The 13,447-nt window shown below is 58.8% G+C and carries 13 protein-coding genes; 4 read left to right on the forward strand and 9 right to left on the reverse strand.

All coding sequences use genetic code 11. The annotated features are described in order from the left end of the window. Window positions 1-80: 80 nt before the first annotated feature. The 3 genes from PMI18_RS13430 to PMI18_RS30415 are packed head-to-tail and all read right to left on the reverse strand — an operon-like array spanning window position 81 to window position 3,488. Window positions 81-989: an acyltransferase gene (locus PMI18_RS13430; protein WP_007901595.1), complete on the reverse strand. Its 909-nt coding sequence runs from the start codon at window positions 987-989 to the stop codon at window positions 81-83. Then, window positions 990-3,089, reverse strand: a complete 2,100-nt coding sequence (gene pta, locus PMI18_RS13425) for a phosphate acetyltransferase (RefSeq protein WP_007901597.1) — start codon at window positions 3,087-3,089, stop codon at window positions 990-992. A 60-nt stretch (window positions 3,090-3,149) separates the two neighbouring features. After that, on the reverse strand, window positions 3,150-3,488 hold the full coding sequence (locus PMI18_RS30415) for a DUF3565 domain-containing protein (protein WP_081499860.1): 339 nt from the start codon (window positions 3,486-3,488) through the stop codon (window positions 3,150-3,152). On the opposite strand from PMI18_RS30415, the gene PMI18_RS13420 reads away from it, so the two are divergent. From PMI18_RS13420 to PMI18_RS13410, 3 genes are all read left to right on the forward strand, one after another. Beyond that, window positions 3,457-3,942 carry an FKBP-type peptidyl-prolyl cis-trans isomerase gene (locus PMI18_RS13420; RefSeq protein WP_007901600.1) on the forward strand — a complete coding sequence of 162 codons (486 nt, stop codon included), beginning with the start codon at window positions 3,457-3,459 and terminating at the stop codon, window positions 3,940-3,942. The genes PMI18_RS30415 and PMI18_RS13420 overlap by 32 nt on opposite strands. 123 nt (window positions 3,943-4,065) lie before the next feature. Further along, complete coding sequence (locus PMI18_RS13415; protein ID WP_007901603.1) at window positions 4,066-4,548, forward strand: glutathione peroxidase; 483 nt, start codon at window positions 4,066-4,068, stop codon at window positions 4,546-4,548. A 208-nt stretch (window positions 4,549-4,756) separates the two neighbouring features. Next, window positions 4,757-5,860 carry an NADH:flavin oxidoreductase gene (locus tag PMI18_RS13410; protein WP_007901605.1) on the forward strand — a complete coding sequence of 368 codons (1,104 nt, stop codon included), beginning with the start codon at window positions 4,757-4,759 and terminating at the stop codon, window positions 5,858-5,860. A gap of 114 nt (window positions 5,861-5,974) precedes the next feature. Here the strand turns inward: PMI18_RS13410 and PMI18_RS13405 are convergent, their stop codons facing one another. The 3 genes from PMI18_RS13405 to cysZ all read right to left on the reverse strand — a co-directional run bounded on the left by PMI18_RS13405 (window position 5,975) and on the right by cysZ (window position 9,860). Beyond that, window positions 5,975-7,174 carry a glycosyltransferase family 4 protein gene (locus PMI18_RS13405; protein ID WP_007901607.1) on the reverse strand — a complete coding sequence of 400 codons (1,200 nt, stop codon included), beginning with the start codon at window positions 7,172-7,174 and terminating at the stop codon, window positions 5,975-5,977. 108 nt (window positions 7,175-7,282) lie between these two features. Further along, window positions 7,283-8,866 carry a family 20 glycosylhydrolase gene (locus PMI18_RS13400; protein WP_007901610.1) on the reverse strand — a complete coding sequence of 528 codons (1,584 nt, stop codon included), beginning with the start codon at window positions 8,864-8,866 and terminating at the stop codon, window positions 7,283-7,285. A 235-nt stretch (window positions 8,867-9,101) separates the two neighbouring features. Next, window positions 9,102-9,860 carry a sulfate transporter CysZ gene (cysZ, locus tag PMI18_RS13395; RefSeq protein ID WP_007901612.1) on the reverse strand — a complete coding sequence of 253 codons (759 nt, stop codon included), beginning with the start codon at window positions 9,858-9,860 and terminating at the stop codon, window positions 9,102-9,104. A 316-nt stretch (window positions 9,861-10,176) separates the two neighbouring features. Here cysZ and trxB point away from each other — a divergent pair, with 316 nt between their 5' ends. Next, the gene (gene trxB, locus PMI18_RS13390) at window positions 10,177-11,133 is read left to right on the forward strand and encodes a thioredoxin-disulfide reductase (protein ID WP_008008648.1); all 957 of its coding nucleotides are present in this window, start codon (window positions 10,177-10,179) and stop codon (window positions 11,131-11,133) included. Window positions 11,134-11,321: 188 nt separating this feature from the next. On the opposite strand, the gene PMI18_RS13385 is transcribed toward trxB, so the two are convergent. The 3 genes from PMI18_RS13385 to PMI18_RS13375 form a co-directional block, all read right to left on the reverse strand. Continuing rightward, a complete protein-coding gene (locus PMI18_RS13385; protein WP_007901617.1) occupies window positions 11,322-12,572 on the reverse strand; it encodes a 2-aminoadipate transaminase in 1,251 nt (416 codons plus the stop codon). Window positions 12,573-12,766: 194 nt separating this feature from the next. After that, complete coding sequence (locus PMI18_RS13380) at window positions 12,767-13,105, reverse strand: HopJ type III effector protein (protein ID WP_007901631.1); 339 nt, start codon at window positions 13,103-13,105, stop codon at window positions 12,767-12,769. Then, window positions 13,098-13,394, reverse strand: a complete 297-nt coding sequence (locus PMI18_RS13375) for a DUF1244 domain-containing protein (protein ID WP_007901640.1) — start codon at window positions 13,392-13,394, stop codon at window positions 13,098-13,100. The genes PMI18_RS13380 and PMI18_RS13375 overlap by 8 nt, the downstream gene beginning before the upstream one ends. Window positions 13,395-13,447 lie beyond the last annotated feature (53 nt).

Raw genomic sequence — 13,447 nt, forward strand, 5'->3', positions numbered from 1 at the left:
TCGCGGGCAAGCCTCGCTCCTACAGAGCAAAGGAACCTGTAGGAGCGAGGCTTGCTCGCGAAGAGGCCGGTGCAGACACCTCAAACCTTCGCGGTGTACTCGCGGTGCATCTGCCCCAGCAACGCATCCTTGTCATTCCATAGCTGATTGATCCAACCCTGAAACTCAAGCCGATACACACCGTCCTGGTCGTAGTTCTTGCCGACGAACTGCGGTGGAATCTTCAGTTCCTGAAAGTGCACCACCACCTCCTTCACGTTCCCACAGAGCAAATTCCAGTAACCCGGACGCCCGGCCGGATAGTGAATGGTCACATTGACGATGGCTTCCAACTGGTCGCCCATGGCATCCAGCACGAAGGCAATACCGCCCGCTTTCGGCTTGAGCAGGTAGCGGAACGGTGAGCTCTGCTGTACATGCTTGCCCTCGGTGAACCGCGTGCCTTCGACGAAGTTGAAAATCCCCACCGGGTTATGGCGGAACTTGTCGCAGGTCTTGCGGGTGGTTTCCAGGTCTTTGCCTTTCTTCTCCGGGTGCTTCTCCAGGTAGGCCTTGGAGTAGCGCTTCATGAACGGAAAGCCGAGCGCCCACCACGCCAGACCAATCACCGGTACCCAGATCAGTTGCTGTTTGAGGAAGAACTTCAGCGGGCGAATGCGCCGGTTGAGCACGTATTGCAACACCATGATGTCGACCCAGCTCTGGTGGTTGCTGGTGATCAAATACGAGTGCTGATAGTCCAGGCCTTCCAGGCCGCTGAGTGTCCAGCGCGTGTGTCCGAGCAAGTCCATCCAGGCCTTGTTGTTGCTGATCCAGGCTTCATGGATATGGCTCATCAGCCAATCGGTAAAACGCTGGGCGGCGGGGAAGGGCAATAGCAGTTTGAAAATCGCCACGATGAACAGCGGTGTGCAGCAGACAATCGTGTTCAGCGCCAACAGCAGCGAGGCAATGACGCCTCGCAGCGGTGCAGGTAGGGAATCCAGCATTTAAAGATCCAAAGGTCGGTTGGCAGCTTGAATCGCGGTCAACGCGATGGTGTAAACGATGTCATCGACCTGCGCGCCGCGCGGCAGGTCATTCACCGGTTTGCGCAGGCCTTGCAGCATCGGCCCGAGGCTGACGCAGTCGGCGCTGCGCTGCACGGCTTTGTGGGTGGTGTTGCCGGTGTTCAGGTCGGGGAACACGAACACCGTGGCACGACCGGCTACCTGACTGTTCGGCGCCAGCTGTCGAGCCACGGTTTCGTTGGCTGCGGCGTCGTATTGCAATGGGCCGTCGATCAGTAGCGAGTTTTGCTGTTCGTGGGCGAGCAATGTGGCCTCGCGAACCTTCTCGACTTCTTCACCGCTGGCCGACTCACCGCTGGAATAGCTGATCATCGCCACACGTGGAGTGATGCCGAACGCCGCGGCCGAATCGGCGCTTTGCAAGGCGATCTCGGCCAGTTCGCTGGCGCTCGGGTGCGGGTTCATCACGCAGTCGCCGTAAACCAGCACTTCTTCCGGAAACAGCATGAAGAACACTGACGACACCAGCGTGCAGCCCGGCGCGGTCTTGATCAGTTGCAGGGCCGGGCGGATGGTGTTGGCGGTGGAATGAATGACCCCGGACACCAGCCCGTCGACTTCATCCAGCGCCAGCATCATGGTGCCGATCACCACGGTGTCTTCCAGTTGCTGCTCGGCCATCGGCGCGTTGAGGCTTTTAGTCTTGCGCAGCGCAACCATCGGTTCGACGTAACGCTCACGGATCAGGTCCGGGTCGAGGATTTCCAGCCCAGGCGGCAACTCGATGCCTTGGGCGCGGGCGACCGCTTCGACGTCCGCCGGTTTGGCCAGCAACACGCAGCGGGCAATGCCGCGCGCCTGACAGATCGCCGCGGCCTGCACGGTCAACGGCTCGCTGCCTTCGGGCAACACGATGCGCTTGTTGGCGGCCTGGGCGCGCTGGATCAGCTGGTAGCGGAACACCGCGGGCGACAGGCGCATTTCCCGTGGCGTGCCGCAACGTTGGTGCAGCCAGTTGGCGTCGAGGTGGCTGGCGACGAAATCGGTGATGATTTCCGCACGTTCGCGGTCGTCGATCGGGATTTCCTTGTTCAAGCCGTTCAACTGGTTGGCGGTGTCGTAGGAACCGGTGCTGACCGACAACACCGGCAAGCCGGCCTGCAAGGCGCCACGGCACAAATCCATGATGCGCGGGTCGGGCAGGGTGTCGCTGGTCAGCAACAGGCCGGCCAGAGGGACGCCGTTCATCGCCGCGAGGCTGACGGCGAGGATGATGTCGTCGCGATCGCCGGGGGTTACCACCAGCACACCGGGCTTGAGCAGCTCCACGGTGTTGCGCATGGTACGCGCGCAGATAATGATTTTGGTCATGCGCCGGGTTTCGTAATCGCCGGCGTTGAGCACCTGAGCGCCCATCAGGTCGGCCACGTCACGGGTGCGCGGTGCGTTCAGTTCCGGTTGATACGGGATGCAGCCGAGCAGGCGGAAGTCGCCACTGCGCAGCAACGGCGAGTGCTCCTTCAGGCGCGAGGCGAAAGCCTCCATGCTTTCGTCGGTCTTGACCTTGTTGAGGATCACGCCCAAGACTTTCGGGTCTTTCGGTCCGCCGAACAATTGCGCCTGCAACTCCACCCGGCCGGACAATTCAGTCAGCACTTCGTTTTCCGGTGCCGAGACCAGAATCACATCGGCGTCCAGGCTCTTGGCCAAATGCAGGTTGACCCGCGCCGCGTAACTGGCGCTGCGGGTCGGGACCATGCCTTCGACGATCAGCACGTCTTTGCCGACAGCGGCTTGCTGATAAAGGGTGATGATTTCTTCGAGCAGTTCGTCCAGCTGACCGTCGCCGAGCATCCGCTCAACATGGGCCAGGCCCAGTGGCTGAGGCGGTTTCAAACCGTGGGTGCGGGCCACCAGTTCGGTGGAGCGTTCAGGGCCCGTGTCGCCCGGGTGCGGCTGGGCAATCGGTTTGAAAAAGCCGACTTTGAGACCGGCCCGCTCAAGCGTACGCACCAGCCCGAGGCTGATGGAGGTCAGACCCACACCAAAATCGGTGGGTGCGATAAAAAAAGTTTGCATGCGAATTCTCTAAGGGAGCATGGCAATGGTGAGCACCTATGGCTGGTGTTCTACCGAATTTCAGTCGCCAAGGTTATCGCTAACCGAGCCTTGTGCGCACCAACCACAATCAAAGGGTTGGCCTATTTTTTCATTACGCAGCGAAGGGTCCAGCACCCAGACCCGGGATTGCCACGGCGGCTGGTGCCGCAGGTGTTGGGTATGGCCGCAGGAAAGCTCGGCCACCCAGTATCCGTCTTCGTCCTGATGAAAACCTGTGACGGTCGAGGCTTTCGTCGCGACCCGTCTGTCCGGGTTGTGTTCGCTTTCGGGCGATTGCTTCGCTAAACTTGGACATTCATCTTTCTTATGCAAAAGGTCTCGCCCCATGCTGATCGCCGCCAATAAGGCTGTCTCCATCGACTATACCCTGACCAACGACGCTGGTGAGGTCATCGACAGCTCCGCCGGCGGCGCGCCGCTGGTCTACCTGCAAGGCGCAGGTAATATTATCCCGGGCCTGGAAAAGGCACTGGAAGGCAAAGCAGTCGGTGACGAACTGACTGTCGCCGTAGAACCTGAAGATGCCTACGGTGAATACGCTGCCGAACTGGTCAGCACCCTGAGCCGCAGCATGTTCGAAGGCGTCGACGAACTGGAAGTGGGCATGCAGTTCCACGCTTCCGCGCCGGACGGCCAGATGCAGATCGTCACCATTCGCGATCTGGACGGCGACGATGTCACTGTCGACGGCAACCACCCGTTGGCCGGTCAGCGCCTGAATTTCCAGGTCAAGATCATCGACATCCGTGACGCCAGCCAGGAAGAAATCGCTCATGGTCACGTCCATGGCGAAGGTGGCCATCACCACTGATTTTCTGCGCTAAGCTTTCGAGAGCTGGAGAGGCGCCCGAGGGCGCCTTTTTAGTCCGCGGCTGTCCTTGATGGCACCGCCAAGTGGCTGTTTTGAGAAGAACACTGGAATTTGGAGTTCGTCATGAGTGCTTTTCACGACCTTAAACTGACAGCCCTGGATGGTCAGGAGCTACCTTTGGCGCCCTTCAAGGGGCGTGTCGTGCTGGTGGTCAACGTTGCCTCCAAATGTGGTTTGACCCCACAGTACGCGGCGCTGGAAAACCTTTACCAGCAATACAAGGACAAGGGGTTCAGTGTGCTGGGCTTGCCGTGCAACCAGTTTGCCGGGCAGGAACCGGGCACCGAGCAAGAGATCCAGGCATTCTGCAGCCTCAACTATGGCGTGACCTTTCCGTTGTCCAGCAAGCTGGAAGTCAACGGCCATGAACGTCATCAGTTGTATCGTCTGCTGGCGGGCGAAGGCGCGGAATTCCCGGGCGACATCACCTGGAACTTCGAAAAATTCCTGCTGGGCAAGGATGGTCGTGTGCTGGCGCGGTTCTCGCCTCGAACGGCGCCGGATGATCATTCTGTCATTCAGGCGATCGAAAAAGCGCTGAGCTGACATCCCCCTCTGTAGGAGCGAGGCTTGCCCGCGAAGGCGTCATATCAGTCGATATCAATGTTGAATGACATGACGCCTTCGCGGGCAAGCCTCGCTCCTACAATGCTTCCTATCTTTTAGACCTTAATCACCGCAATCAATAGTGCTGTGCATCGCTTGCCGCTCCGCATATTATCGCCGTCATAAAGCCTGTCCCGTGGAGCGTCCCATGCCCGTCAAAGCCCTGTTCAAGCCTTTTCATCTAGGCGCTCTCGAGTTGCCGACCCGCGTCGTCATGGCGCCGATGACCCGCTCGTTTTCGCCGGGCGGTGTGCCCAATTCCAAAGTGATCGAGTACTACCGTCGTCGCGCCGCTGCCGGGGTTGGGCTGATCATCACTGAAGGCACCACCGTTGGTCACAAGGCCTCCAACGGCTATCCGAACGTACCGCACTTCTATGGTGAAGTGGCATTGGCCGGCTGGAAGAAAGTCGTCGATGCGGTGCATGCCGAGGGCGGGAAAATCGTTCCGCAACTGTGGCATGTGGGCAGCGTGCGCCGCATCGGCACCGAGCCGGACGCCAGCGTGCCGGGTTACGGTCCGTCGGAAAAATTGAAGGACGGTCAGGTCGTGGTTCACGGCATGACCAAGGAAGATATCCAGGACGTGATCGCCGCGTTCGCCCAAGCTGCCAAAGACGCTCAGAGCATTGGCATGGACGGTGTGGAAATCCACGGTGCCCACGGTTATCTGGTGGACCAGTTTTTCTGGGAAGGCAGCAATCAGCGTACTGACGAATACGGTGGCAGCCTGGCGAACCGTTCGCGCTTCGCCATCGAACTGATTCAGGCGGTGCGTGCAGCGGTCGGCGAAGGTTTCCCGATCATCTTCCGTTTCTCCCAGTGGAAGCAGCAGGACTACACCGCGCGTTTGGTGCAAACCCCGCAAGCCTTGGGTGAGTTCCTCAAGCCATTGTCCGATGCTGGCGTGGACATTTTCCACTGCTCGACGCGACGTTTCTGGGAGCCGGAGTTCGACGGTTCCGAGCTGAACCTGGCCGGTTGGACCCGCAAGCTCACGGGCAAGCCAACCATCACCGTCGGCAGCGTCGGCCTGGACGGTGAGTTCCTGCAATTCATGGTCAACACCGACAAGATTGCGCAACCGGCCAGCCTGGAAAAACTGCTGGAGCGGTTGAATAACGATGAGTTCGATCTGGTGGCAGTGGGTCGTGCATTGCTGGTGGACCCGGACTGGGCGCAGAAAGTGCGGGACGGTCGTGAGCAGGACATTCTGCCATTTAGCCGTGAAGCGTTGATGACGCTGGTTTAAGCGGCATCCGGGCGGGCCTCTTCGCGGGCAAGCCTCGCTCCTACAGGTTAGCGTCGCACGCAATATTGCGAACGACACAAACCCTGTAGGAGCGAGGCTTGCCCGCGAAGCTTTTCAAGGCAACAACGCTGCATCAGGCAGGGATTGCCCCTGCAAACAAGCCCCGCGCAACTGTCCTTCAAACTGCTCGATAATCGCCGCCCAACCCTGGCGGCTCGCATGCTGGCGCGCATTAAGGCGCACACAGCGCAAGGTTTCGCGTTCCTCCAGCAGCCAACGTGCGGCATCGCAGAACGCCTCTTCATCCCCGGGCATAGCCAGTACGCCGTTGTAGCCATGGCGAATATGCTGGGCCGCCGCGGCCTGATCGTACGCGACCACCCCCAGCCCCGAGGCCAATGCCTCAAGCACCACATTGCCGAAGGTTTCGGTCAGGCTTGGAAACAGAAACACATCCCCCGACGCATAGTGACTGGCCAAGGCTTCGCCGCGTTGTGAGCCGCAGAAAATCGCTTCGGGCAATTCCTTCTCCAGCATCGATCGTTGCGGCCCATCACCAACCACAATCAATTTCATTTTTCGTTGTGGATAAGTCATTTTCAGCGTGTCGAAACTGCGCTTGAGCAAGCCAAGATTTTTCTCTGGCGCCAGGCGTCCTACGTGGATCAAGGCAATATCTTCCTCGGCCAGTCCCCATTGCTCGCGCAGCGATTTCAGCCGTTTGGCCGGATGAAACAACTGGCTGTCGACACCTCGAGAGAGCAGCGCCAGGCGCTCGAAACGGCGGCGTTCCAGTTCCAGTCGCTGGCTGGCACTGGGCACCAGGGTCAGGGTCGAGCGATTGTGAAACCAGCGCAGGTAGTGAGTCAGCAAGCGCGTCAGCAGCCCGAGACCGTACTGGCTGGAGTACTGCTGAAAATTGGTATGAAAGCCACTGACCACCGAAATCCCCAAGCGCCGCGCCGCGCGCAATGCGGACAACCCCAGCGGTCCTTCGGTGGCGATGTACAACACGTCCGGACGATGGCGTTTCCAGCGCCGCAGCAGCTTGTGCATCGACGACTGACCCCATTGCAGGCCGGGATAACCCGGCAGCGGCCAGCCTCGACACAGCAGCAACTCATCGTTGCTGCCCATGAGCGGGTCGCCACCCTGACGTGGCCGCACCAACTCCACCTGATGCCCGCGCGCGCGCAAACCATCGAACAAGCGGCCAAGGGTATTGGCCACGCCGTTGATTTCCGGAGGGAAGGTTTCGGTGATCAGGGTGATATGCAGAGCTGTCGTCATGACCTCAGTGTCGGCTGAGGCCATGTCGTCATTGTGACGGTGGGATGATGGATTTGTGACGAGATACTTGGCGGTGACGATTTGTGTTCATCGGACATCGCTCAGTAACCCTTGGACTCAAGGGCTCCGCTATCACCACGGCACTGGCGGGGGATGGGCTACGGCGCGGGCGATACACGACCGTGACTTATGGTCGATCGGGGCGTTCGGCGAGTCCCAGGTGCGCTGCCCCAATGGCAGTAACCACGATTTCAGCTGAGTCCACATTTCCTCGGGCGAACTGAACTCCGGCTTCTCGATCCACAATTGGATGCCTGCCCCCGCCATCGCCGGACTTTGCGCAGGAATTTCGGTGAAAGCACCTCCTGCCTTGTCCATGAAGCGGTTGGCTCGCCAGACATCATAAATGCCATGAGGCGAATGTTTGGCGTGGAAGAGGTTGTCCCAGGTTTTGTTGATAACAAAGTAGAAGTCACCGTGGGCGTTGATCACGGTATAGCCGGCATCCACCAACTCCTGCACGTTCATAAGGTTTTTCACGCTGCCCCAGATGCTCCAGCATTCGATTTGCACATGTTTGTCCAAGGCGATGATTTGATTTTTTTGCACGGCTCCATCGTTCCAGACCCGGGCGATTTTGCCTTTCACCCTTACAAAATCCGCCAGTTCATTAACGAAGTACCTGACGGCATCCTCGGAATTAGCCTCTGGATTATCTGAAGCATCACGTGCGTATTGAGCCAATTTTGGCGTGTTGTTCGGGGTGATCGGACTTAGAAAGAATTCGTCTGCCCCCAAATGGACATATCGACTGTCTGGAAACATATCCAATAGGTCGCAGAACAGTGTTTTCAGAAAGTCCCGGGCGGCGGGGATGCTGAAGTCGAGGGCTTTCGAGACAACGATACCGTTACTGAGCTTGAGTTGAAACTCTGGTCTGTCGCGCAATATCCAGCCCATATGCCCAGGCATATCCAGCTCTGGAATAACCTGGACATGATAAGCGGCGGCAGTGTCGAGCACGCGTTTCAGATCTGCTGCACTCCAGGCATCATCGCTGGAAATATCCGGGAAGGAAGGGAACATTACCCTTACCCCCTCATTGTCGGTGAGGTGTAGATGCAGTGTGTTGAGCTGGTTCCAGGCCATTTCCTGTATCAGACAGATCACCCACTCAGGACTGAACTGCCGACGCCCCATATCAATCATCACCGAGCGTTCGGCATAGACGGGGGCGTCGATCACTACGCCTGGGTCAAGCACCGTAGATACCCGAACCGCTTTATGCAGGGTCGTCAGCGCACGGGCCATGGCTCCCGGATTTTGCGCGGTGACGCGAATGGAGCGAGTGATATCGATCCGGTAGACCTCACCTTCACCATTGGCAGGGATAGGTGTATCTGCGGTATCCGGAGTGGACAGTGTCAACACTACATCGCCATCACCCGCCGGAGGGATACCTTCCGATCTCAGTACGATTGCTGGTGGCCGTGTGAGTTCGGCTGCACTCGTGAAGCCGAATGCCAAGCGTGTTGCCAAAGGGCGAAGACGCTCATCGTCAATAAGTATTCGCGTGCTCGCACTGACTACAAATCCTGTATGAGGCTCAGCAAATCCTGCATGAGACTCGGCGTGGAGTACGGATGGACTCATGCTGAGCCATGGGAAGCGCTCATTTTCACAGTGGGTATTGTGGCTTTCTGCAGCTGTTGTCATCGGTCTGATCTCCAAAAGTCGAGGGCGTCACTAAACCCTGACTACTTGAAGGTTTTTGACATGACTGAGCCCGAAGACTTATTGAATACCTGGCGCTGGCGGCTGGCTACTGTCAGAAGTAACAGGTAAGAAAAGGGCGGTAGCTAAAACAGAGCAACGATCCTGTTGGATAGAAGGCCCGGGAAACAGGGATGAGACTCTCACGAGGTAGCACCCCTGTGCTTAAAGCCGAGCTCTAATCAGCAGATCGTGTCACCAGATTTTCCGCGCCACGCTCACGCACCCAGAATAACGTTGCCCCGGCCACGGCCGCCGGCATCATCAGAATGTTGACCACCGGAATCAGCAACACCAGATACACGCTCCCGCCGAAGCCGAGGCTCTGCCAGCGCTTCTGCCGCAGCCAGGCGAGCATCTCGTTCCAGCCGAGTTTGTGGTTGTCTGCCGGGTAGTCGATGTACTGGATCGCCATCATCCACACCCCGAACAACAGCCACAGTGGCGCGGCGATGATGTTGACCACCGGGATGAACGACAGGATGAACAGACCGATGGCCCTGGGCAGGAAGTAGCCGAGTTTGCGCATTTCCCGGGACAGGGTGCGCGGGATCATGGCGATCAGTTCGCCCCAGCTGAAGGCCGGGAAGTCGTCGGTGCCGCGCACCACCACTTCGACTTTCTCCGCGAGGAAGCCATTGAACGGCGCGGCGATGATGTTGGCGAGCATGGTGAAGGTGAAAAACACCATCAACACGACCAACACGACGAAAATCGGCCAGAGGATGTAGCTCAGAAAGCTCAGCCAATCAGGCAGGGACGGCATCAGCGTATCGACCCACATACTGAACTGATGGCCAGCCAGATAGATCAATCCGACGAACAGCACCAGGTTGATCGCCAACGGCAACAACACGAACAAGCGCAGGCTTGGGCTCAGGACCAGCTTGAGGCCCTCGCGCAGGTATTGCGGGCCAGACAGAACGGGGGCGGGCATAACGTGCTCCGAGCAAAGGGGAAACGCGCCGACCTTACCGGCTTTGCCTGACAGGCGAAAGCGCGGTAGCGGCATCGACATTAACTGTAACAAAGGCGTCTATATATTCACCTCGATGGGATAGAGACCGCCTATGAGCTGGATTGTTAAACCGTATTTCCTTAATCTTCGCCCCCTCGATACGCTGCACCCATTCTTTTTACAGGACTGTCGAGCCCAAGCCTTCCCCAAGTGCTTTCAACGGTCCTTTTTTATTCCCGCCGGCAATCCGGCGTTCCGCGCCCAGTGTTTCGGGCTCGGTCAACAGGAGCAGGTCATGTCTGAAGTTCGTCATTCGCGAGTGATTATTCTCGGTTCCGGCCCTGCCGGTTACAGCGCCGCGGTCTATGCCGCCCGTGCCAACCTCAAGCCACTGTTGATCACCGGCATGCAGGCCGGCGGTCAACTGACCACCACCACCGAAGTCGACAACTGGCCGGGCGACGTCCACGGCCTGACCGGCCCGGCGCTGATGGAGCGGATGAAAGAGCACGCCGAGCGCTTTGAAACCGAGATCGTGTTCGATCACATCAATGCCGTGGACTTCGCCGCCAAGCCCTACACCCTGATTGGCGACAGCGCGACTTACACCTGCGACGCACTGATCATTGCTACCGGCGCCAGCGCCCGCTACCTCGGCCTGCCGTCGGAAGAAACGTTCATGGGCAAAGGCGTTTCGGCCTGTGCGACGTGTGACGGTTTCTTCTATCGCAACAAGCCCGTGGCTGTAGTGGGTGGTGGTAATACGGCTGTGGAAGAAGCCCTGTACCTGGCCAACATCGCCAGCACCGTCACCTTGATCCACCGTCGCGAAACGTTCCGCGCCGAGAAGATCCTGATCGACAAGCTCAATGCCCGGGTTGCCGAAGGCAAGATCATCCTCAAGCTGAACTCGACCCTGGACGAAGTGCTGGGCGACAACATGGGCGTGACCGGTGCTCGCCTGAAGAACAACGACGGCAGCTTCGACGAGCTGAAAGTCGACGGCGTATTCATCGCCATCGGCCACACCCCGAACACTTCGTTGTTCGAAGGTCAGCTGACGTTGAAAGACGGCTATCTGGTTGTGCAGGGCGGCCGTGACGGCAACGCCACTGCAACCAACCTCGAAGGCATCTTCGCCGCCGGTGACGTGGCTGACCACGTTTACCGCCAGGCCATCACCTCGGCCGGCGCCGGTTGCATGGCGGCACTGGATGCCGAGCGTTACCTCGACGATCTGCAGAACGCTTGATTCTGATTCTGTAGAAAGCAAAAAACCGGCTTCGGCCGGTTTTTTTGTGCGTGCGATTTGTTGCCGATCAAAGTACCTGTGGGAGCAAGCCTGCTCGCGATAGCGGTGTATCAGTCGACATCAAGATTGAATGGTAAATCGCTATCGCGAGCAGGCTCGCTCCCACATGGACTGTATGGACTTTGGGATCAGGACAATTTCGCGAGGCACGCCTCAAGAATATCCAGCCCTTCCTCCAGCACTGCCGCCTCTGTAGTTAAAGGCGCGAGCAGCCGAATAATGTGCCGCGATTTGCCGCTGGGCATCAGCAACAAGCCCGAGTCGCGCGCGAGGGCCAGAAGCTGCGTCAACTGCGCCGAAGCCGGTGTGCCATCGGCATTGATCAGTTCGATGCCGCGCATTGCCCCGACGCCGGTCAAGCGGCCCAGATACGGTGACAGTTCGCAGGCTCGCCAGGATGTGTAGCGGCTGACAATCGCTTCTTCCTGTTGCGCACCCCAGGCGTGCAGATGTGCGTCAGTCATTTCGTCCAGGGTCGCCAACGCGGCCGCACAGGCGATGGGGTTGCCCGAGTAGGTGCCGCCTAATCCGCCCTTGGGCAAGTTATCGAGTAGCGACTTGCGCCCGACAACCGCCCCCAGCGGCACGCCGCCGGCAATGCTTTTGCCCAGCAGGATCAGGTCCGGTTCAATACCCAATCGCGAGAACGCAAACCGCTGGCCGGTACGGCCGAAGCCGGACTGGATTTCATCGGCGATCAGCAGGATGCCTTTCTCGTCACAGAAACGTCGCAGCGCTTGGGCAAATTCCACATCCATCGCCAGGAAACCCGCTTCGCCCTGTACCGGTTCGACAATAAAACAGGCCACGTCATCAACGTCGATCTCGACGCTGAACAGCCGCTCCATCGCCTTCAGGGCCTCGGCACAGGTCACGTCATTGTCTTTGCTGGGGAAGGGCAGGTGGAACACGGGCCCCGGTAGCACACCGACTTTCTGCTTGTACGGCGCGACTTTGCCGTTGAGGTTGAGGGTGGCGAGTGTGCGACCGTGGAAGGCGCCGTCGAAGGCGATGACTGCCGTGCGACCGGTGGCGCCACGGACGATCTTCAGAGCGTTTTCCGCCGCTTCTGCACCGCTGTTGGTGAGCATGCCGCTGACCGGGTAATCCACCGGGATAAACGCCGTCAGGCGATCCATCAGTTCGAGGTAAGGCGCATGCGGGGCGGCGTTGAACGCGTAATGGGTCAGCCGGGTGGCTTGTTCGCAAATGGTCTCGACGATGCGTGGATGGCAATGGCCGAGGTTCAGCACGCCGATACCACCGACGAAATCGATGTAGCGTTTGCCATCGGTGTCCCAGACCTCGGCGTTTTTGCCGTGGCTGAGCGTGACGGGATGAACGATGTTGATTGACTGACTGATGTTTTCGCTGCTCATGGATACCGGACTCAGAAGAAGGGATGCTTCTTTTTATCTAAGCCGCGAGCAGCGGTGCCCGGCAAACGAAATAAAGTCGCCGGGTCAATATTAAAAGTCGGGATGTGCCGCTAATACCTGTAGGAGCACGGCTTGCCGGCGATGGCGTTCTTGGGATCGCCTTCGCGGGCAAGCCTCGCTCCTACAAAAAGCGTTCAGCGGCGAGTCAGCGGCTGCTGCGAGAACTTCACACCGGCCAACCCATGGGCGATCAACGCGCGGATATTGCCATGGTCGCTGCCTTCAGGCGTGGCCACTACCGAGCGGTAATGCTCGCCAAATGCCAACAGCGCTTCCTCATCGTTCAGACCTTCCAGCAATGCCAGACCCAGGGTTTTGCACGAACCTTCGTTCTGCCCGGCGGCGTTTTCCACACCACCGTTACTGAACGACTGGGGCTGATAGTCGTAACCGGCTGCGATGAATGCCAAGGTATCGGCGAAAGCGTGTTCACCGCTCTTGAGGCTGGCGTGCAGGGTGTTCAAATCACTCATTGGGTTTTCCTTTGGCGAACGCCGCTTGCTGGTCGGCGCTGGCTTCGTTCTGGTATTGGGCTTTCCACTCGGCGTACGGCATGCCGTAAACCACTTCGCGGGCTTCGTCGAGGCTGACGTCGATCTGGCGTTCGTCGGCGGCGGCCTTGTACCACTTGGACAGGCAGTTGCGGCAGAAACCCGAGAGGTTCATCAGGTCGATGTTCTGCACGTCCTTGCGGCTGTCCAGGTGGGCAACCAGCCGGCGAAAGGCGGCGGCTTCAAGTTCCAGGCGTTGTTGCTCGGTCATAAGGGGCTCTTTGAGACAGCTGCAAGCTGCAAGATGTGGTTTGCGGTGGCTTG

Source organism: Pseudomonas sp. GM102, assembly GCF_000282555.1.
In the GTDB taxonomy this organism is placed as follows: Bacteria; Pseudomonadota; Gammaproteobacteria; order Pseudomonadales; family Pseudomonadaceae; genus Aquipseudomonas.

Bases quoted from the DNA above. Each gene is read 5' to 3' on its own strand.
- PMI18_RS13405 (WP_007901607.1), bottom strand. From the start codon at position 7,174: ATGGCCTCAGCCGACACTGAGGTCATGACGACAGCTCTGCATATCACC.
- PMI18_RS13375 (WP_007901640.1), bottom strand. From the start codon at position 13,394: ATGACCGAGCAACAACGCCTGGAACTTGAAGCCGCCGCCTTTCGCCGG.
- PMI18_RS30415 (WP_081499860.1), bottom strand. From the start codon at position 3,488: ATGGAGACAGCCTTATTGGCGGCGATCAGCATGGGGCGAGACCTTTTG.
- pta (WP_007901597.1), bottom strand. From the start codon at position 3,089: ATGCAAACTTTTTTTATCGCACCCACCGATTTTGGTGTGGGTCTGACC.
- PMI18_RS13415 (WP_007901603.1), top strand. From the start codon at position 4,066: ATGAGTGCTTTTCACGACCTTAAACTGACAGCCCTGGATGGTCAGGAG.
- PMI18_RS13380 (WP_007901631.1), bottom strand. From the start codon at position 13,105: ATGAGTGATTTGAACACCCTGCACGCCAGCCTCAAGAGCGGTGAACAC.
- PMI18_RS13420 (WP_007901600.1), top strand. From the start codon at position 3,457: ATGCTGATCGCCGCCAATAAGGCTGTCTCCATCGACTATACCCTGACC.
- PMI18_RS13385 (WP_007901617.1), bottom strand. From the start codon at position 12,572: ATGAGCAGCGAAAACATCAGTCAGTCAATCAACATCGTTCATCCCGTC.
- PMI18_RS13410 (WP_007901605.1), top strand. From the start codon at position 4,757: ATGCCCGTCAAAGCCCTGTTCAAGCCTTTTCATCTAGGCGCTCTCGAG.
- PMI18_RS13430 (WP_007901595.1), bottom strand. From the start codon at position 989: ATGCTGGATTCCCTACCTGCACCGCTGCGAGGCGTCATTGCCTCGCTG.
- PMI18_RS13400 (WP_007901610.1), bottom strand. From the start codon at position 8,866: ATGACAACAGCTGCAGAAAGCCACAATACCCACTGTGAAAATGAGCGC.
- trxB (WP_008008648.1), top strand. From the start codon at position 10,177: ATGTCTGAAGTTCGTCATTCGCGAGTGATTATTCTCGGTTCCGGCCCT.
- cysZ (WP_007901612.1), bottom strand. From the start codon at position 9,860: ATGCCCGCCCCCGTTCTGTCTGGCCCGCAATACCTGCGCGAGGGCCTC.